Raw genomic sequence first — 19,539 nt, 5'->3', positions numbered from 1 at the left:
ATTGCCTCAATGCCCCCACGACTAGCCTTGCTCTATCAGCATGACCGCCGTGGTATCCGCTTCCAGGGCTTCAAAGATGTGCTCTCGATCGGCGGAATAACGGATGTAGTCCCCCGCGCCCAGCTCCACTGGCTGTTCTGTCGGCCCAATTCGCGCTCTGCCACTGCTGATAATCACATGTTCAATGGTACCTGGCATATGCGGCCGTGAAATGCGCGACTCCCCCGGCTGTACACGCAGGCGGTAAATATCTCTTTGTGCCCCCGGCGGGCAGGTTGCCAACAGCGTGGCGGCATAATTGGCGTGTTCAGAAACGGTAGTAACCCCTTCATTGGCGCGGATCACCTGAACGTGCTGACGGGGTTGGGAGATTAACCGGCTTACCGGCACATCCAGGGCCATGGCCAACGCCCACAATGTTTCCAGGCTGGGATTACCGCTACCGGTTTCCAGTTGCGAGAGCGTTGATTTGGCAATGCCCGCCCGGCGTGCCAATTCGGTAACCGTTAACCCAATCCGCTCACGCTCTCGGCGGATTGCGGCAGAGAGCAGGCCAATGGGTGTGGCGCTGTTGCTGGCATTATCGCTCATTGTTCACCATATCATCCATTTGTTCGACTTGACGAACACTCAGTGGATGTTCATCATAATGTTCAGTTGTTCATTTTAATGTCTTACATTCACGGCGACAAGCGCTTATCACATCAGGGAGAAAACGAATGAAAATAAAAACCAGCGGTGTGCTGCAGATGAGCCTCGCGATGGTAATTTCCGGCACCGTGGGCTGGCCGGTCGTTTTACTGGGGCAGCCGGCACCCACGGTGGTTTTCTGGCGCTGTGCGTTTGGTGCGCTGGCAATGCTGATCGTTTGTGCCTTGCTGGGGCAGTTAAGAAAAGGCGTGTTAACTCGCCGTCAGGCGGCCATTGCGGTACTCGGTGGTCTAGCGCTGGTGTTGAATTGGACGCTGCTTTTCGGCGCTTATTCCTACGCGTCAATTGCCGTGGCAACCGTCACCTATCACGTCCAGCCTTTTATGTTGGTCGGGTTGGGCGTGTTGTTTTTTGGTGAAAAAATGACGGCGAATAAACTCGGTTGGCTGGTGCTGGCCTTTGGTGGCATGTTGCTGATCATTACAGGTAAACAGGATGCAGGCAGTTCCAATGCCCATTACCTTACCGGGGTGTTACTGGCGCTGGGCGCGGCCTTTATGTATGCGGTAGCAGCCGCTATCGTCAAGCAGTTGAAAGGCGTACCGCCGCATCTGCTCGTACTCATTCAGCTCACCGTTGGCATGGTGCTGCTGGCCCCCTTCGCCGGTCTGGCTTCTTTGCCACCAACAGCCCATACCTGGTTGCTGCTGGCCACTCTCGGCTTGCTGCATACCGGCTTGATGTCTTCGCTGTTGTACAGTGCGATCCAGAAAATCCCCACCACTCTGATCGGGGCTTTATCGTTCATCTACCCATTAATGGCGATTCTGGTCGACTGGGCCGTATTCGGACATCGCCTTAGCCTGATGCAATTACTGGGCGCTGCGGCCATCTTGTTGTCGGCGGCCGGCATGAACTTTGGTTGGCAGCTGTTGCGGGCGAGTAAAGCCGCTCCTCAGGCCGGAGATCGCTAACGGGTTACCCCTCAACAGAGGCGTTATTCCCCGGAGAACCGCATGTTACGGCGCGCTGTTACCGGTTTTACCCCCTTGGTCACATTACCGGTAACACCCTTTTTTAACATCCTTCAGCGTGATATCTGTCGCAAAACCGTCTGTGGAAAACCGCTTTTATAGCAATAACGACGTTACGCTATTTTTGAACAGGTGAAACCATGACGACCCATACGCCCGATGAAGTGCTGTTAATTGCCCCAGTAATGGAAACTCTGCTTGCTCGCCTTGAGGCGACCTTTGTCGTGCACCGCTTATATGAACACGCGGATCCGGTTGCTTTCCTGGCGGCCAAAGGGCGTTCCTTGCGTGCCATTGTCACCCGTGGGGATATCGGCGTCACAACGGCGGTTCTCGAACAGTTACCGCAGTTGGGGCTGATTGCCGTGTTTGGCGTAGGAACAGACGCCATTGACCTGAACTACACCCGTCAGCACGGTATTAAGGTCACCATCACCTCCGGCGCACTGACTGAGGACGTGGCCGATATGGCTCTTGGGCTGCTACTGGCTACCGCGCGTCAGCTGTGTCACAACGACCGCTTTGTTCGCGATGGCCGCTGGTTACACGAAGCACCAGGCCTGTCAGTGCAGGTGAGCGGTAAACGACTGGGCATTTTTGGCATGGGGAATATCGGCCGTGCTATCGCTCAGCGCGCCGCCGGGTTCAACATGCGCATCCAGTACGCCAGTCACCAACAGGACAGCTCACTGCCCTACACCTATTACGCGGATCTGCTGGCATTGGCGCGGGAAAGTGACTTCTTTGTGATCGCCATTTCCGGCGGCAAGGACAGTGCAGGCCTGGTGGATAAAGCGGTATTCGATGCCCTGCCATCACATGCACTGGTGATCAACATTGCCCGCGGCAGCATCGTCAATGAAACCGATCTGATCGCGGCACTGCAAAGCGGCGCCATTGCCGGTGCCGGGCTCGACGTTTATGCCCACGAACCGCAGGTGCCCGCCGCGCTGATCGCCATGGATAATGTCGTACTGCAACCGCATATTGCCAGCGCCACCCAAGAAACGCGGCAAAAAATGAGCGACATCGTGTTTACCAACGTTGAAGCCTTTTTTAACCATGCGCCACTGCCCCACGCCATTGAATAAATAACGCGTTTTCTTTCGATTTTATTACCGCCGAATAACAGAACCTCGCGCTCTGGAGGTTCTCCCTGCGTCCTGTAAAGAGAGATCGCCATGGATAATAAAATACCCAACACCCGCTGGCTGCGGGTCATTGCCCCGATCCTGATTGCCTGCATCATTTCCTTTATGGACCGCGTTAATATCAGTTTTGCGCTGCCCGGCGGTATGGAAAGTGATCTAGGGATCACCAGCCAAATGGCCGGTTTAGCCAGCGGCATCTTTTTTATCGGCTATCTGTTTTTACAGGTTCCCGGCGGCCGCATCGCGGTTAACGGCAGCGGTAAACGCTTTATCGCCTGGTCATTGTGCGCCTGGGCCGTGGTGTCTGTAGCGACCGGTTTTGTCACCAATCACTACCAACTGCTGGTGCTGCGCTTTGTCTTGGGTATTTCTGAAGGCGGCATGTTGCCGGTAGTACTGACGATGATCAGCAATTGGTTTCCAGAAAAAGAGCTGGGCCGAGCCAATGCCTTTGTCATGATGTTTGCGCCGTTGGGGGGCATGCTGACCGCACCGATTTCTGGTGCCATCATTAACCAACTCGATTGGCGCTGGTTGTTTATCCTCGAAGGTGTGCTGTCGTTAGTGGTTTTAGCCGTCTGGTGGCTATTGATCAGCGATCGGCCACAAGAGGCGCGTTGGTTACCGGCCCGCGAGCGAGAATATCTGGTGGCTGAACTCACGCGGGAACGTCAGGCCCGCAGCAGAACACAACCGGTCAGCAATGCCCCGCTGAAAGACGTATTCCGCAATAAAGGGCTAATGAAGCTGGTGCTGCTGAACTTCTTTTATCAAACCGGTGACTACGGTTACACCCTGTGGCTGCCTACTATTCTGAAGAACCTCACAGGCGGCAATATGGCCTCTGTGGGCTTCCTGGCCATTTTACCTTTCGTGGCAACCTTGTTGGGGATTTACCTGATTTCTGTCCTTACCGACAAAACCGGCAAGCGTCGGCTGTGGGTGATGGTGTCATTGTTCTGCTTCGCTGCCGCCTTGCTGGCATCGGTGGTGTTACGCCATAACGTGGTGGCCGCCTATATCGCGTTGGTGGTTTGTGGTTTCTTCCTGAAAGCGGCAACCAGCCCATTCTGGTCAATGCCCGGGCGTATTGCCTCTGCAGAAGTGGCCGGTGGCGCACGTGGCGTCATTAATGGCTTGGGCAATCTGGGGGGATTCTGCGGACCTTATCTGGTGGGCGTGATGATTTATCTCTATGGGCAAAACGTCGCGGTGTGCGGATTGGCGGTGTCGCTGATCATTGCCGGGATCATCGCATGGCGCTTGCCAAAAGAGTGTGACCTGACCGACAGCGAACCGGCGCATGACGCGCTGCTGGACAAGGCCAAACGGGCCTGAGCGACAACAAAACCACAAGCGGGCAACGGCAAAATTTGCTATGTTAGCCCGCTGATTAAGGTCTGTTGTTACTCGCTGGATAGGTCTATGTTTACCCATAAAGCAATTGCCGAACTCAATGCACTGGAGTTGATGGTTTATAACTTCGTCATCAAGAATAAGAACCCCGTGATATACATGACCATTCGTGAGCTGGCGGAGGCCGTCGGGGTATCTACCACCACGGTACTGCGTTTTTGCAAAAAAATGGGCTGTGAGGGTTATTCTGAATTCCGCATTCGCTTTAAGTTGTATCTTGAACAGACCGAAGCGCCACCGATAGATTTCGGCACCAGTGAAATAATCAGTTTCTTTAAAAGTATTAACAACGACGAATTCAACCAGCTTATTGACCAGGCGGTACAATATATTGCCGCCGCAGAACGTATTATTTTTGTTGGCGTAAGCACATCGGGCGCGTTGGGGAAATACGGTGCACGTTTCTTTTCCAATGTAGGTAAATTCAGCACCCATATTGATGACCCTTATTACCCTATCAACAGTGACATGTATAAAAGCGCTGTCGCCATTATGCTTTCCGTGTCTGGCGAGACGGAAGAGATCCTGCGCCTGGCCAGCCAGTTCAGCCTGCATAACTGCAAGATTGTCAGCATCACCAACAATGAAACCTCATCGCTGGCGCGCATGGCAGACTTCAACCTCTCCTACCACGTGCCACCGCAGCTGATCGCCGGGCACCATAATATCACGACCCAAATCCCGGTTATTTACATTATTGAAACCATCGGCAAGCGATTGGGTCATATTAGCGCCGCGAAATAAAACAGCCTGTTTTTTTAATGTAACAAGTCACCCTAAGGGGCGGTTTGTTATATCGTGACATTCAATTCCAGCTTGCTACTATATTCTCATCCGTGACCTTTCATGAATAATGGAATGAGAAACCAACGATGAAACAACAACAGTTACCGAAAGATTTTCTGTGGGGTGGCGCCGTCGCTGCGCACCAGGTTGAAGGCGGTTGGGATCAAGGGGGCAAAGGCCCTAGCATCGCAGACGTATTGTCGGGCGGTGCACACGGCGTGGACCGCGTGATGACCGACGGTGTGCTGGAAGGCTATCGCTACCCCAACCACGAAGCGGTGGATTTCTACGGTCGCTATAAACAGGATATCGCGCTGTTCGCAGAAATGGGGTTCAAATGTTTCCGTACCTCGATCGCCTGGACCCGCATTTTCCCTAAAGGTGATGAGCTTGAGCCGAATGAAGCCGGCCTGCAATTCTACGATGATCTGTTTGATGAGTTGTTGAAATACAATATCCAACCGGTGATCACCCTGTCGCACTTTGAGATGCCCTATCACCTGGTGAAAGAGTATGGCGGTTGGAAGAACCGTCAGGTGGTCGATTTCTTCGTGCGTTTCAGCGAGGTGGTGCTGCGTCGTTATCAGCATAAAGTGAAGTACTGGATGACCTTTAACGAGATCAACAACCAGAGCAACTACCAGTACCCATTGTTTGGCTATTGCTGTTCCGGCGTGGTGTATACCCAAGAAGAGAACCCAGAGCAGACGCTGTATCAGGTATTGCACCACCAGTTTGTCGCCAGTGCTCAGGTGGTTAAACTCGGTCACCAGATTAACCCGGAATTCAACATTGGCTGCATGCTGGCCTGCGTGCCCTTCTACCCGTTCTCCTGCAAGCCAGACGACGTCATGTACAGCGTAGAAGCGATGCATTCGCGCTACCTGTTCACCGACGTGCAAGTGCGCGGCTACTATCCGTCGTACCTTCTGCGAGACTGGGAACGCAAAGGCTTCAAGATTGAGATGCAGCCGCAGGACGAACAAACCCTGCGCGAAGGCTGCGCGGATTACATCGGTTTCAGCTACTACATGAGCAATGCTCTGAAGGCCGATGCGGTAAGCACTGGCGATGCGATGTTCGACTTCCCCGGTAACGTACCAAACCCGCATGTAAAAGCGTCCGACTGGGGATGGCAGATTGATCCCGTTGGGCTGCGTTACTCGTTGAACGTGTTGTACGAACGCTACCAGAAGCCGTTGTTTATCGTTGAAAATGGCTTTGGTGCCTTCGACAAGGTCGAAGCTGACGGTAAAATCAACGATGATTATCGCATCGACTACCTAAGCGCACATATCGAACAGATGAAAAAAGCCGTGATCGACGACGGGGTTGATTTGATCGGTTACACCCCTTGGGGCTGTATCGACTGTGTCTCCTTCACCACCGGGGAATACGGCAAACGCTACGGTTTTATCTACGTCGACAAACACGACGACGGTACCGGCACGCTCGAGCGTTCGCGCAAAAAGAGCTTTGACTGGTACCGAAGGGTTATCGCCAGCAACGGCGAACAGCTGTAATACGCCCGTTCCCCCTGTGAGCCACATTTTGTGGCTCTTTTTTATTGTGGCATAGTCATGGCGCAGTCACATATTACTCCCTCCAACCGTCTGCATTTAAAAGAGAAGGATCGATGATGAGTGAAAGCATTCACCAAACCAAAATGCAGGAATCACAGATGCAAAACGCAACAACGCACTCGGTTGGACACAGCGTCAACCTGTACCTTGTGAACGCCTTTACCCGGGAGAATTCTGGCGGCAACCCTGCTGGGGTCGTTCTCTACCCGCCCGACCTGAACGTTACGCAAAAAATCGCTATTGCGCGGCAGGTCGGTTTTTCCGAGACCGCATTTGTCTATACCGGTGACGACACAGATTTTAAGGTGGAGTTTTTTACGCCTGAAGGCGAGGTGGATTTTTGCGGGCACGCGACAGTAGCCGTTTTCTCTACGCTGGTTTCGCTTCATTTGCTTAAGCCTGGCCAGTATAGCCAAAAAACCAAAGCCGGTATTCTGAGTGTCGCCGTCAGCCCCCACGATGTCGTTATGGAGCAGACCCTCCCTATCACCCGGCCAGGGCCTGATGCTGAATCTGTTGCGCTTGCCCTCGGCATTCACCCCGAGGCCATTGTGGGGACCGGTTTGCCCATCGCGGTGGTCTCAACGGGATTGCCGGACATCATTGTCCCCGTACAGCCTGGCCAGTTAGACAGCCTACAGCCCGACGATGAAGCGATCGCCAACCTGAGCCGCCAATTCGACGCTATCGGTTTCCACGTATTTGAACTCAGTCGCCAAGCCCCCGTCACGGCCCACTGCCGGAATTTCGCACCGCTCTACGGTATCAGTGAAGAGTCCGCCACCGGCAGTGCCAGTGGCGCTCTGGGATGCTATCTGGTCAATCATGTCCTGCCCGACGGAACCCATTTTCTGTTCGAGCAAGGGCGAGCCATGGGCAGCTCATCTCTGATCCAGGTGACGATTGATACACAGGCGCGGACCATTAGCCGCGTTAGCGTCGGTGGGCAAGCCATCATGATCGGCACAAAAACGGTGGGGCTTTAAAGTGTCCGCATAAACGCTGGGGGTGGCCTGCCCGGCATCCTATTTTGCCGGGTTAAATTTAGTGAAGCTTGATACCACGGCAGTGCCTGGGTCTGGGCAGATCAAAGGCCTTTGGCAATGCCGCGGGTAACCAATTGCGCCTGGCGGTTATACCCCTTGGCACCCTTTACAAAGATGGCGCAAGCGGTGATTAACGCCGGAATGGCGATAATGGCAAAAATGCGGTCGAACCCCCACCCCAGCGCCAGCATTTCAGCTCCGGCGAAGGCGCTCAGAATGGCGCCAATACGCCCAACGCCGTGCATCCAACTGGAGCCGGTAGCCCGTGCTTCTGTAGGATAATAATGCGCAGACAGCGCATTCATGCCGGTATTCGCGCCGTTCAGGCAAAAACCGCAGGCCAAAGCCACCATGCCAAGCATGACCGTGCTATGGGCCACCAGCCCGATCAATAACGTGAAACACGCACCCAACAAATAGATTACGCCCAACGCCCGGTGCGGATTAACCCGATCCATTAACCAACCGGTAATCAGCGAACCGAAGGTGCCACCTGCCTGATACAGAGCGGTAATCACCGCAGCCTGCGCCACACTCATGCCGATACCTTTAACCAACGTCGGTAACCAGCTGCCCAGCAGATAGACCAGAAACAGCGCCATGAAATAGCCCAACCACAGCATCAGGCTACCGAACCAATACTGTCGTGAGACCACAATCTGCATTGCGCCTTTGCCGGGTTCCACCTGTGTCGGCAACCTGTAACGCGTATGGGGATTTGTGCTACCGGGGGCCAGTTTTTCCACAATTTTGCCAATGCGTTGCTGGCTGGCACGTTTGGCCACCAAAAATCGCACCGACTCCGGCAGCTTGGCGATTAACAGCGGTACGCACACCAGTGGCAGTATGCCGCCCAGTAATAAAAGTGCATGCCAGCCCCTGTGCGGAATGATCCACGATGCGGCAAATCCCCCCAGCGCAGCACCGAAAGTAAAGCCGCAGAACACCACGGTGATAACAAAAGAGCGTTTCTTTTCCGGTGCATATTCAGAGATCAACGTGCCCACGTTTGGCATCGCCGCTCCCAGCCCCAGTCCGGTCATAAAGCGGAAGAAAATCATTTGATCAATATTGTGTGAGAATGCGGTGGCCAGCGTCCATACGCCAAAAAAGAACACGCTATTGATAATGATCACTTTGCGACCCAACCAGTCTGCCAACGGACCGGACAGTAATGCCCCTATTGTCAGGCCTATCAGCGCCGCACTGATCACCATACCCAACTGATGATTACCCACGCCCCATTCGTTTTTCAGCTCCGGTGCGATAAACCCCATCAGGGTAATGTCGAATCCATCCAGGGCGATAACAATGAATCCCAGCAAGATGATCAGTTTCTGGTAGGCACATATCGGACGATCGTTGATCAGCGTTCGAACATCAATTTCGTTTGGAACCACAATTTTTCCTTCGCACAAACGCTCAGCATGCCCATGTTCAACCATCGAACAAACCGTGAATTATCGTGCTGCTACTGTAAGAATTCCTGCGCGGGTCGGCAACGGAGATTATCGATAATCCGATGCTTTTCGAACCGCAAGGTACATTTTCAACAGTGAGAGATATCACCCCGTCAGCACCAAGCAGGACATTAGGCTGCGCGTTTACCCCGTCATTGCCCTTAACATCCGTAAAACTCGCCGTTATAAAGTGGAAAATAGTCTTGTTTAATGGCAGTTGAGACGTCTATCATTGCTGTTCGTTTACATTTCCGCAACATGATGCCCTTCTCAAAAGTGAAGAGGCGGCGGATTGTATTGACGGGTCACCCCGGTTACTCTTAACCGGTGTCCCCACAAAGATAAGTGACTGATGTTTTGAAGAATGATGAGATCCCTGCCACCAAGCGCAAAAACGACCCCGTCGGCCTGAAGCAACGCATTTTCGCTGCGGCACTGGCTGAGTTTGCCGAAGCGGGCCTAAAAGGCGCTCGCATGGAGAACATTGCAGAGCAGGCTGCAACCACCAAACGTATGGTGGTTTATCACTTCAAGAATAAAGAATCGCTCTACCTGGACGTGCTTGAGCACGTATATCTGCATATACGCGCTCACGAAACGGGGTTGGATTTGCAAGCACTGGCCCCGGTAGAGGCCATGACCCGGCTGGTAGAAGAAAGCTTTAATTACCACGCAGAACACCCTGACTTCATCCGCGTGATCTGCATGGAAAACATGATGCGCGGTCAGTATATCCGCCAGTCACCACGTATTAAGGCCTTGAATCAGAGCGCACTGACACTGCTGGAGGCGATATTGCAGCGCGGTAAACAAGAGCGGCTGTTCACCCCAGACGCCAGTGCCGCAGACGTGCATCGGTTGATCAGCAGCCTGTGTTTCCACTATGTCGCCAACCAGTATACTTTTAATACCCTGTTTGAAAGCCATGAACCGCCCGAAGATCAGGTGATTCATAACCGTCAGTTGGCGGTTGTGGCGACCCTGCGTTACCTGGCGTTGGGACGGTGATGACCAAGGATACGCTCAGAAAAAGCGTATCCTGCGGGGTAAAAGTGCAGCAGATCTTAGGCTGTTGTCGCACTAATCAACCTGTTGTGCGTTAGCTAAATATTTGGCCATTTCCGCTTCAGGCACCATACCACCGCCCGTTGCCCATACCAGATGGGTAGCACTCTTCATCTGCGCCTCATTCAGCCCCTGACTTGCCAGCCACTCGGTATCTGCCGTGACACGCCATGGCCCCGGCATACCGGCCAAGGCAGAAGGCTCAAGCTGAATGTGCTCATGACGATCCAGCAACCCCAGAAGCGCAAACATCTCATCATCGCTGAGCGTGTAAAAACCGGAAAGCAGGCGCTCCATGGCGCGCCCAACGAAGCCGGATGCGCGTCCAACCGCCAGGCCGTCTGCCGCGGTGTGGTTATCAATGCCCAAATCCTGAACGGCAATGCCATCGTGCAGTCCGGTGTGTACACCCAGCAGCATACAAGGTGAGTGCGTCGGCTCGGCAAAAATGCAGTGCACATGGTCACCAAAAGCCAGTTTCAGCCCAAAAGCGACCCCGCCGGGGCCACCGCCGACACCACAGGGCAAATAAACGAACAGCGGATGTTGGGCATCAACCCGAATGCCTTTCTCGTCAAACTGACGCTTCAAACGCCCACCGGCAACGGCATAGCCCAGGAATAACGTCTGTGAGTTTTCATCATCAATAAAGAAACAGTGTGGATCCTGCGCGGCCTGCAAACGGCCCTGCTCCACGGCGACGCCATAATCTTGTGCGTATTCAACTACGTTGACGCCATTATCACGCAGCTTCTGCTTTTTCCATTCACGGGCATCTGCCGACATGTGCACGCTGACGCTGAAACCCAGTCTGGCACTGATAATACCGATCGACATACCCAGGTTACCGGTTGAGCCCACCGCAATGCGGTAATTGCTGAAAAATTCGCGGAACTCCGCCGAGAACAACCTGGAATAATCGTCCGTTAACTGCAGTTTCCCTGCTTCCAGAGCCAGTTTCTCTGCATGTGCCAGCACCTCGTAAATGCCCCCGCGGGCCTTGATCGACCCGGAGATTGGTAGGTGGCTGTCTTTTTTCAGCCATAAACGCCCGCCTAACGGCAGGCTATAGCGCCGATCGAGCGCCGTTTGCATGGCAGGAATAGCGACGACATCAGATTCAATCACCCCGTTGGTGATGCGCGTTTCCGGGAAGGCGGCGCTCAGATAAGGGGCAAAACGCATTAACCGTTGTTCCGCATCGGTCACGTCGGCAGCGCCAAGACCGACAAAGGGCAGCCCCGCGTTCAACGTGGTCGCTCGTGGGTTGAACCAGGTCACCGGTTTAAGGTCGATCAGTGCCTGCACCAGCGGGAATTGGGTAACCCATTGCTGAATCTGTGTCTTTTCCATTTTTGTTCTCTACGCTGCACAAAGGTTAGCTCTAGGGTGCAGCGATTCGTCGACGCTGACAAATGATAAAAATTCAGCCCTGCGTGAGCAGGGTTGATGCAAAAAGGTGATTTGTGTCAATTTACACCCCACAGTGATGCCTTGCATTACACTGAATCATCTAACTGCCCCACAGCCAATATGACTGCGGGGCAGTTAGCTGCGATGTTATCCGCGAGCAGCCGCCTCTAACGCCGCAACATCCAGTTTGACCATCTGCAGCATCGCCTCGGTTACCCTTCTTACCTTCATGGCATCGGGATCGTTCATCAGCTCTGTCAGTCGCTTGGGAACAATCTGCCAACTCAACCCCCAGCGATCGCGCAACCAACCGCATTGCTCAACACGACCGCCGTCGCTCAACGCATCCCACAGGCGATCAACCTCCGCCTGATCTGCGCATTCGACCATAATGGAGAAACTGTGGTTGAACGGATCCAAAGGGCCCGCTTCAATCGCTGCATACCGCTGGTCACCCAGCGTAAAAGCCGCCAGTTTTACGCTGCCTGCCGGGCCGCTGGGGGTGTCGGCAGGCAATGTGGAGTGCCAGGTTAGGGAAGAACCGGGGATCAGATCGATGTAACAGCGTAGTGCTGCATCCATGTCTTTCTCAAACCACAAGTGTTGGGTTATTTTCACAATATCCCCTCCGCTATTGGTCCAGGATAGATTCGAAGCCGCCGAAGATCATTCGCTTGCCGTCAAACGGCATTTTTTCGCCCAACGCTTTCATACGCGGGTCGGTCATCATCTTCTGATTCGCCTCATCGCGTACGGCCTTAGACGGGTATTCGATCCAACTGAATACCACAACTTCATTAGCTTCAGCCTTAACCGCACCACGAAAATCGGTGAGTTTGCCATCGGGGATATCATTACCCCAGCATTCGACGATCCGCGTGGCACCGAACTCTTTAAACAGGGGGGCCGTTGCGGCGGCCAGTTTTTGGTACGCCTCCTTATTGGCGGCGGGTACCGCCACCACAAAACCTTCAACATATTTCATCGGAGATTCCTCTTGTCTGTTCGACAGTCGGTGTGGCGCAGACGGAGCTGCCTACGCCCTCTTCCATTTTAGACGCCATTGGCGGGGGCAACCATTTACACCCCCGGAGGGCTCAAAGGTCGGGGGTGTTTCGAGGGAGTAACTCTGGCGTTGCGACCCGGTTCCGGCCACTGTTTTTGGCTTTGTATACTGCTAAGTCCGCGATTTTCAACAGGTTGTCAAGGTTCTGTTCGGAACCGCCAATGCAGGTAACCATGCCGATGCTCACCGTGATTTGCAAATGGTTACCGGCTGGCATGGTGATAGATTCAATTTCAATTCGTCGACGCAAGCGCTCAGCCAGCGACATCGCATCTTGCGGTTGTTCGATCGGCGCCACGATCGCGAACTCCTCTCCCCCCATACGGCCAAAGAGATCGTGCTCGCGCAGGTCCCCCATGATGGCGCGGGTAAAGGACAACAACGCCACATCGCCGCCAGCATGGCCAAAACGGTCATTGATCGATTTAAAATAGTCGATATCCAGCATCATAATGCAGACCCGTTCCCCTTTTTGGCTAACCAGGCGCGTGCCACGCTGCATAAAGGCGTTGCGGGTTAATACGTGGGTCAGCGCATCGTGGTTCGCTACGTGCTCTAACCTGCGCAGCAGTGCATTTCGGGCAAAATTCATGCTGGCGACAGCGATCGGCCCCAGCGCCAAAAGCGCCACGCCCAACCGCATCGACACCGTATTTTGCAATATCGTCATGTCGAGATTAATAGCGATCAGCCCCAGATCAATCGCCAGATGGCACCACAATACATAGGCCAACACGGCAATCATCGTACTGAACAGCGAAAACGTCATCGCCAGCCACAGCAGGATTGGCATGGGGAAAATCACCGCGCCGGGGCCGCCAATCACGACGCTGCAGATACAGGCCATCGTCAGCAGGATTAACACGGCGACCTTTGTGCAGATGTTGTACCACTGACTGCGCAAGGTCACTGCCTGCGTAATGCTGCGCAAATACCCTTTCCAGTCTGCCGGTAAAGCCAGAATAAACGGCATTAACGTAATGTAATTGGTGAACTCAGAAGACAACCACAGCGCCAATGAAGGCAGATATTGACGACCGAACAGCAACACTGAAGCCCCTGCACCCAGTAACCCCGTTGCGGTCGCACTCGCCAGGCAGATAGCAAACAGATAAATACTGGACGAGGTACGTTCCAGGGCACGAATTTGCGGCGGCAAAAGCATAAACAGATAATATCCGACCGCCACACCCGCCATATTGGCCCCATTGAGCAATAGGGCTTTGCCCAGCGTACTGCCGGTGAGTAAATCGGCTGCCAAATAACCCAGCATGGCCATCGCCCACCCCACAGGGCTGGCGAGTTTAGGGTAACGCACCAGAACGGCCAGCAACACGGCATTGGTCGGCCAAAATGTCGCCAAAAGGCCGGTAGGTCGGCTTTCAATGCCAAAGATACAGGTTGCAAACACCAGCAAAAGAACGATCACTGCATGCTGTAATTTTGTCGCGCCAGATAACTCGGTGGTGTGCATCTTGCTTCCAGAGGCTTGCGAAGAATACGGATAAAATCTAGCCTGCATAATGGCAACGGATAGCCCGTCTGCCATGCCTGACGGTGCACGTAAAACGCGCAGCCAGACTCATATTATTGCCACTTTTAGCGGGGTTGGCACCAGTTAATTAACGCTTTAAAAATACTATTATGTATCAATCTGTAGCGTTATGTAGTGGCCGAATTCCCATGCTCCCTCGCCTGTGGCGCGTCGTGTTAAACGAGGCCAGATTGCGCTTCACCACAGCGCCAAAGCCTAGCACGCGGTTTTGGCTGCAAAGCTCCAGGATCGCGTTTCCCCCAATCAGACAAACATTCACTATTCAAATCGTGTATATGCAAATTATAATAAAAATGATAATCGTTATTATTTATTAATTTGATATGGAATTGTATGCACCAGGTAGAAAGTCATCGTCTGAATAAAACAAAAAAATGTCAGGTTTTTCGTTCAATTCCCCTGCTTGTCAGCGTCTTACCGGCACTGCCTGTTGCCGCCGCCCAGGCAGAGGACGAGTCGCTCACCGTCACAACCAGCTCCTTGCCGGCAGCGGGCTACAGCACGGATAGCGCGTCCACCGCCAGCAAAACCAACACCCCACTCAGCGAAGTGCCGCAATCTGTCAGCGTTGTCACACCTGACGTCATTAACGACTTCCAGGTCAAAAGCGTCAACGATGCCATGAAATTCGTCAGTGGCGTGACACAGGGTAATACGCTGGGCGGCACTGAAGACGGGTTTGTCAAACGTGGTTTTGGTGTTAACTCGGACGGTTCAGTATTCATCGACGGCGTTCGTAGTAATCAGGGCTTGAGCATGGACGCCACCACTGACCGCGTTGAGGTGCTTAAAGGCTCGGCGTCGTTGCTGTATGGCATTCTCAGCCCTGGCGGCATCATTAACCTCATCAGTAAAAAACCGCAATACGACTGGAACACCCGCCTCAGCGGTGCCACTAACAGTTTTGGTGGCGGCAGCGGCACGGTCGACGTCACCGGACCACTCGGCAACGGTTTTGCTTTTCGTTTTATTGCCGAGCGTCAACACGAAGATTACTGGCGCAATTTTGGCACCGATGAGCATACGCTGATTGCACCGTCACTCAGTTGGTTTGGCGATAAAGCGTCATTCAACATTGCCTACAGCGAATACAAATACGATATTCCTTATGACCGCGGCACGGCCTTTATCAATGGCAAGCCTGTCGATATTCCTTATAACCGCCGGCTGGACGATTATGCCAACCACGCGTGGGGCAAAAACAAACGCCTCAACGCACATTATGACTACGCACTGGACAGCACCTGGACCACCCGTTTCAACTATGCCTGGATGCAACGTCGCTACGACAGCAACGAAGTGCGTGCCACGGCGATCGACACCGCAACGGGGATTGTTTCACGCCGTGCGGATGCCAACCGCGGCTTCAACCACCAGACAAACTATTATTCCTGGGATGTGATCGGGTCGCCGATCGCACTTGGCATGCAACATGACCTGTTGGTGGGCGTCGACTATGAGAAAAATGAGACCTACAAGGCCTACTCCTACCGCGGCAAGGTGTCAAAAACCTTCAATATGTATGATCCTGCCTACGGTGAAACGCCGGTGACCAACAGCAGTACTTACAATGATGCCCTGAGTAATCTACGCAGCACCTTGTACAGTCGTTCGGTCTACGCCAAAGACAGTATTCATTTAACCGACCAGTGGATTGCCGTCCTCGGCGCCCGCTACCAGTCTTATTACCAAAACAACAGTAATGGCTTCCAGAACCCCAAAAACACGCTGAACGACAAGGATGACAAATTCCTGCCGCAGGCCGGTGTGGTGTACAAGCTCACGCCGGCTGTTTCACTGTATGCCAACTACAGCCGCTCTTTCACTCCGTCCACGGCCGTGGATGACAACGGGAACGTTGCTACGCCTGAAACCGGCACTACCTACGAGGTTGGCGGTAAATGGCAAGTGACCCCAGTGGTCGATGCTACGCTGGCGCTGTACCGTATAGACGAAAACAATATGTCGATCTTTATCAACGGCGTCACTCGCAGCATTCCAAAAGCGCGCTCTAGCGGCGTTGAACTGGAGCTAAACGGAGAACTCGCCCGCAATTGGGATCTGACCGCCAATTACAGTTACGACAAAACCGAGATTGTCGAAGATAACCTCAGCCCGGATAACGTCGGTAACCGCCTGGTGAACGCCCCAACCAACATGGGGAGTCTCTATCTCAGCCACCGCATGACGCTACCTGCGGTACCGGGTGATGTACGGCTGGGCGGAGGGGGCCGCTATGTGGGCCGTCGCGCAGGCGATCCGGAAAACAGTTTTACCATGCCTGCCTACACGGTGGCAGATGCGTTTATCGCTTGGGACAGTAAGCTGGTTGGCAAACACACCCAGATCAAGCTGAACGTCAAAAACCTGTTCAACCGCGAATATTATGCGTCCAGTGCAGGTAACCTGCGGGTCATTGAGGGGGAACCGCGCAGCCTGAGCCTGCAGGCAACGGTAGATTTCTGATCGTGACTCCCCGGATGCCGTCCGGGGAGTTGTGTCTTCCGGCAGAAGATAAAAAAACACCCTGTGGGTTCACAGGGTGACAACATATCCTCTGTGGGTACGGTGTTATTTCAGGTTAAGCATCTTCCCGAGTAAAATATCTGTTGATTCGAGCATGTCCGTATCAATACCTGCGGAGGGTGTGAAGGTCAACTCACCAAAAATAGCTTTGCCGTTGGAGATATAGAAATCAACGCGGACAAACTCAAAGGGTTCAGATAATATTCTGGCGTACTCAAAGAGCGCGTCATACCCCTCAGGTTTCACAAAGGCGTCAATCTCTTCCTGGCTAAGTGCCAAACAGTCTTGACTATAACACAAGAATTTGAAGTCTTTATCAAAAAAGTAATATTTCGGCGTGCCGGTTTCCCTGCCGACACACAGCAACGTGCAGTAAGGAACACCGTGGAAGCAGTATATTTTATAGTCATCAGGCCCCTGACCACTCGATGACGCAATGAACTTTTCACCAATGATTTTTTTGTTAATATTCTTATAGTTTAACTCTGCATAGACCTTCCAGTAGTCACTTTCCATCCAATTTTCAATGGTTTTAGCTGCTTGTGCAATGTCTAGCGAGCCTTTGTCCTGGCAAATCAAATTGTAACCAGAACCGTGATTACCTTTAATCACAAACTTTTCCGGCAAAGACGCCCATGGGATTTCATGAACAGAGTCACAGGCGAAATAGAGTTCATTAAGGATCTCCTCACAGCCTTTCTCTTTTATATACTCCCTCACTGCATATTTGTCTGCACATTGCGTGATTAATGCATTGTTACTGTAATCGTTAAGCTTCAGATAATTTATCTTTTCGTTCCACGTGGCCGGAGGGTTTAAGTTTAATGTCTTCCCGAAGGCCTTTTTATATATGTATTTCGCTTTAAAGGTCGGCGAGAATGTTGCCAGTTGATTCATGATAAATTTATTAATGTGTTTTCTCATACAACCTGTCTCATCATGGGGTAAACGCGGTGCCCTACAAGAACTCAATAACGTCATCGTGATTGGCCGTTATGGCTCACTGCGCCATTGAATGATCGCCGGGGCCGTACTCAAATCAAATTGGTTTTGGCCGAGAACCCGGTTAAGAATGCGGGCGGCTCGCCAGGCCATCAGGCTGAGCTGGGGATCGGCAATACCGTGGTGATGCATGCTCGCATTGACGGCAAACAAACAGTTCTCATGCGCCCCTTCCTGCTCAAGGGTAAAATCTGGGGCAATACGGTACTGCCCGTCATCCGTGGTTGAAAAACGTTCGGACAAGGCGTCAAGAAACACGGGGCGGGCCTGTTCATAGCCAGTAGCAAAGATCACCACGTCCACATCAAAGGCTTCCCGCCCCTGATCCAGATGGTGTTCCGTCTCTAACTGATAAAAATTATCTTTGGTGTTAAGGGCCGTCACTGAACGGCTGGGAAGCAGGCGTACCCATCGATTATTCTGAAGGACATCAAACTGGTGATACATGGCGCGATAAATGGCCAAAAGCGACTCGCTGGTGATCCCATCAGACGTCATTTTTTGTTCGCGCAGCATGTGTTGTTTGGCTGAACTGCCGAGCGTGTAGAAATTCTCAACGTAATCAGGCGTAAAGTACTCGTTAGCAAAGGCAGCTTCGTCCAGCGCGTTGTAGTTGTTACGCCGAGATATCCAACTCAATTGTTCTGGTTGGCCCCATTCCCCCTGAAAAATATTGAGGAACAGATCGGCCCCGCTTTGCCCCCCGCCGACAATTGCCACACGCTTCCCCTTCAGATTGGGTTTGCGGAACATCATTTCACTCGCGTGGAAACACCGATCATTTTGCTGGGTCACACAGTCTGGCAATTTGATTTTTTTGCCAATACCGACACAGACATGCTTCGCGTAAAACACATCATTCTGGGTGGTGACAACAAAATGCCGCTGATTTTCATCAAAACTCACGGCCTGGACGTCCTGGTTGAATGCCAGCGACGGCAGGCCCGTTGCCGCCCAACTGAGATAATCGGCAAACTCTTCGCGCGAAACGGTATGTTGCTCTGTATTGAGGAAACGGTAAAATTTCTTTCTTTTCACCAGATAGTTGAGAAAACTGTAAGGGTTGGTGGGCGCAACGGCCGTCACCAAATCCTTCAAAAAGTTGGTCTGCATACTGCAGTCCGCCAGGATCATGCCTGGATGCCAAGAAAAATGCGGTTTACGCTCGAGGAATTTGCAATTAAACCCTGCGATTTCGCTTCCAAGTGCCGCAATGCTGAGGTTGGACGGACCGATGCCAATACCGATAAAGTCCAAACACTGGTTCATTGAGTGTGCTCCTGAGTAAATAATTAGATTTATAGCGCTCTATTTGTGGCCTTGGAAATAACGCAACTATCATCATGCATGGCATTAGGATAATTACCCATCAAGGCGAAAGTCTTAATTCAAATCGACACCATTACCCTTTTCCCCACGCGTCATACCATAACGGTCATTGGGCAGGGTATTATAATGGTCATAGTATCCCGTCATCTCACGCTCACAAAAGAGCCAACATATCTTACTTTTGATAACTCACTTTCATTTTAAATAGACGTTGCAGAGTCATAAAAAAAGAATGCTTAGGGAAATGATCTTGAGGAAATAAAAAACAGGTTAACAAAGGATTTCATAACATGTCCCTATGTTAATCTCCCTATTCCACATAGCATCATCCTTAATGAGACATTGCCTAACCAGACTAGCGCTAAAGCGGCTGCCTGGCATGTGAAAAAAGATAATATCAACGCCCTTCCGAGCGTTGTTAATGTAAAATTAAAAGTGAAATCGTAAAAAAATCAT

The 19,539-nt window shown here is 52.4% G+C and carries 16 protein-coding genes; 8 read left to right on the top strand and 8 right to left on the bottom strand.

Going from position 1 to position 19,539, the window contains the following annotated elements:
• Positions 1–21 precede the first annotated feature (21 nt).
• Positions 22–591: a helix-turn-helix domain-containing protein gene (locus tag ACI2J2_RS05300; RefSeq protein WP_209633518.1), complete on the bottom strand. Its 570-nt coding sequence runs from the start codon at positions 589–591 to the stop codon at positions 22–24.
• A 128-nt stretch (positions 592–719) separates the two neighbouring features.
• Between ACI2J2_RS05300 and ACI2J2_RS05295 the strand changes: the two genes are divergently transcribed.
• From ACI2J2_RS05295 to ACI2J2_RS05270, 6 genes are all read left to right on the top strand, one after another.
• Positions 720–1,625, top strand: coding sequence for a DMT family transporter (locus ACI2J2_RS05295; protein WP_265553299.1), 906 nt, complete (start codon positions 720–722; stop codon positions 1,623–1,625).
• Between the two features lie 200 nt (positions 1,626–1,825).
• Positions 1,826–2,776: a 2-hydroxyacid dehydrogenase gene (locus tag ACI2J2_RS05290; RefSeq protein WP_209633523.1), complete on the top strand. Its 951-nt coding sequence runs from the start codon at positions 1,826–1,828 to the stop codon at positions 2,774–2,776.
• A 90-nt stretch (positions 2,777–2,866) separates the two neighbouring features.
• A complete protein-coding gene (locus ACI2J2_RS05285) occupies positions 2,867–4,174 on the top strand; it encodes an MFS transporter (protein WP_209633525.1) in 1,308 nt (435 codons plus the stop codon).
• Between the two features lie 87 nt (positions 4,175–4,261).
• Entirely contained in the window at positions 4,262–4,996 is a 735-nt protein-coding gene (locus ACI2J2_RS05280; protein ID WP_209633527.1) for a MurR/RpiR family transcriptional regulator, read from the top strand.
• A 128-nt stretch (positions 4,997–5,124) separates the two neighbouring features.
• Positions 5,125–6,561 (top strand): 6-phospho-beta-glucosidase, encoded by a 1,437-nt coding sequence (locus ACI2J2_RS05275; protein ID WP_265553306.1) that lies wholly within the window; start codon positions 5,125–5,127, stop codon positions 6,559–6,561.
• A gap of 158 nt (positions 6,562–6,719) precedes the next feature.
• A complete protein-coding gene (locus ACI2J2_RS05270) occupies positions 6,720–7,607 on the top strand; it encodes a PhzF family phenazine biosynthesis protein (protein ID WP_404759583.1) in 888 nt (295 codons plus the stop codon).
• Between the two features lie 101 nt (positions 7,608–7,708).
• Here ACI2J2_RS05270 and ACI2J2_RS05265 read toward each other — a convergent pair whose 3' ends face one another.
• Positions 7,709–9,070, bottom strand: a complete 1,362-nt coding sequence (locus tag ACI2J2_RS05265) for an MFS transporter (protein WP_404760273.1) — start codon at positions 9,068–9,070, stop codon at positions 7,709–7,711.
• 414 nt (positions 9,071–9,484) lie between these two features.
• On the opposite strand from ACI2J2_RS05265, the gene ACI2J2_RS05260 reads away from it, so the two are divergent.
• Complete coding sequence (locus ACI2J2_RS05260) at positions 9,485–10,135, top strand: TetR family transcriptional regulator (RefSeq protein ID WP_209634210.1); 651 nt, start codon at positions 9,485–9,487, stop codon at positions 10,133–10,135.
• A 72-nt stretch (positions 10,136–10,207) separates the two neighbouring features.
• Here ACI2J2_RS05260 and ACI2J2_RS05255 read toward each other — a convergent pair whose 3' ends face one another.
• The 4 genes from ACI2J2_RS05255 to ACI2J2_RS05240 all read right to left on the bottom strand — a co-directional run bounded on the left by ACI2J2_RS05255 (position 10,208) and on the right by ACI2J2_RS05240 (position 14,145).
• The gene (locus tag ACI2J2_RS05255; RefSeq protein ID WP_404759582.1) at positions 10,208–11,545 is read right to left on the bottom strand and encodes a D-serine ammonia-lyase; all 1,338 of its coding nucleotides are present in this window, start codon (positions 11,543–11,545) and stop codon (positions 10,208–10,210) included.
• Positions 11,546–11,752: 207 nt separating this feature from the next.
• The gene (locus ACI2J2_RS05250; protein WP_209633537.1) at positions 11,753–12,223 is read right to left on the bottom strand and encodes a VOC family protein; all 471 of its coding nucleotides are present in this window, start codon (positions 12,221–12,223) and stop codon (positions 11,753–11,755) included.
• Positions 12,224–12,236: 13 nt separating this feature from the next.
• Positions 12,237–12,590 carry a DUF1428 domain-containing protein gene (locus tag ACI2J2_RS05245; protein ID WP_404759581.1) on the bottom strand — a complete coding sequence of 118 codons (354 nt, stop codon included), beginning with the start codon at positions 12,588–12,590 and terminating at the stop codon, positions 12,237–12,239.
• Positions 12,591–12,702: 112 nt separating this feature from the next.
• Complete coding sequence (locus ACI2J2_RS05240) at positions 12,703–14,145, bottom strand: diguanylate cyclase (protein ID WP_209633541.1); 1,443 nt, start codon at positions 14,143–14,145, stop codon at positions 12,703–12,705.
• Between the two features lie 414 nt (positions 14,146–14,559).
• Here ACI2J2_RS05240 and ACI2J2_RS05235 point away from each other — a divergent pair, with 414 nt between their 5' ends.
• Positions 14,560–16,692 (top strand): TonB-dependent siderophore receptor, encoded by a 2,133-nt coding sequence (locus ACI2J2_RS05235; protein ID WP_404759580.1) that lies wholly within the window; start codon positions 14,560–14,562, stop codon positions 16,690–16,692.
• 105 nt (positions 16,693–16,797) lie between these two features.
• Here the strand turns inward: ACI2J2_RS05235 and ACI2J2_RS05230 are convergent, their stop codons facing one another.
• Positions 16,798–17,676, bottom strand: a complete 879-nt coding sequence (locus tag ACI2J2_RS05230; RefSeq protein WP_209633545.1) for an ATP-grasp fold amidoligase family protein — start codon at positions 17,674–17,676, stop codon at positions 16,798–16,800.
• 69 nt (positions 17,677–17,745) lie between these two features.
• On the bottom strand, positions 17,746–19,023 hold the full coding sequence (locus ACI2J2_RS05225; protein ID WP_265553317.1) for a lysine N(6)-hydroxylase/L-ornithine N(5)-oxygenase family protein: 1,278 nt from the start codon (positions 19,021–19,023) through the stop codon (positions 17,746–17,748).
• Positions 19,024–19,539: the final 516 nt, after the last annotated feature.

The organism is Serratia sp. NPDC087055 (assembly GCF_044900985.1).
Lineage (GTDB): Bacteria > Pseudomonadota > Gammaproteobacteria > Enterobacterales > Enterobacteriaceae > Serratia.
This window is presented reverse-complemented; position numbering and strand designations above follow the sequence as displayed.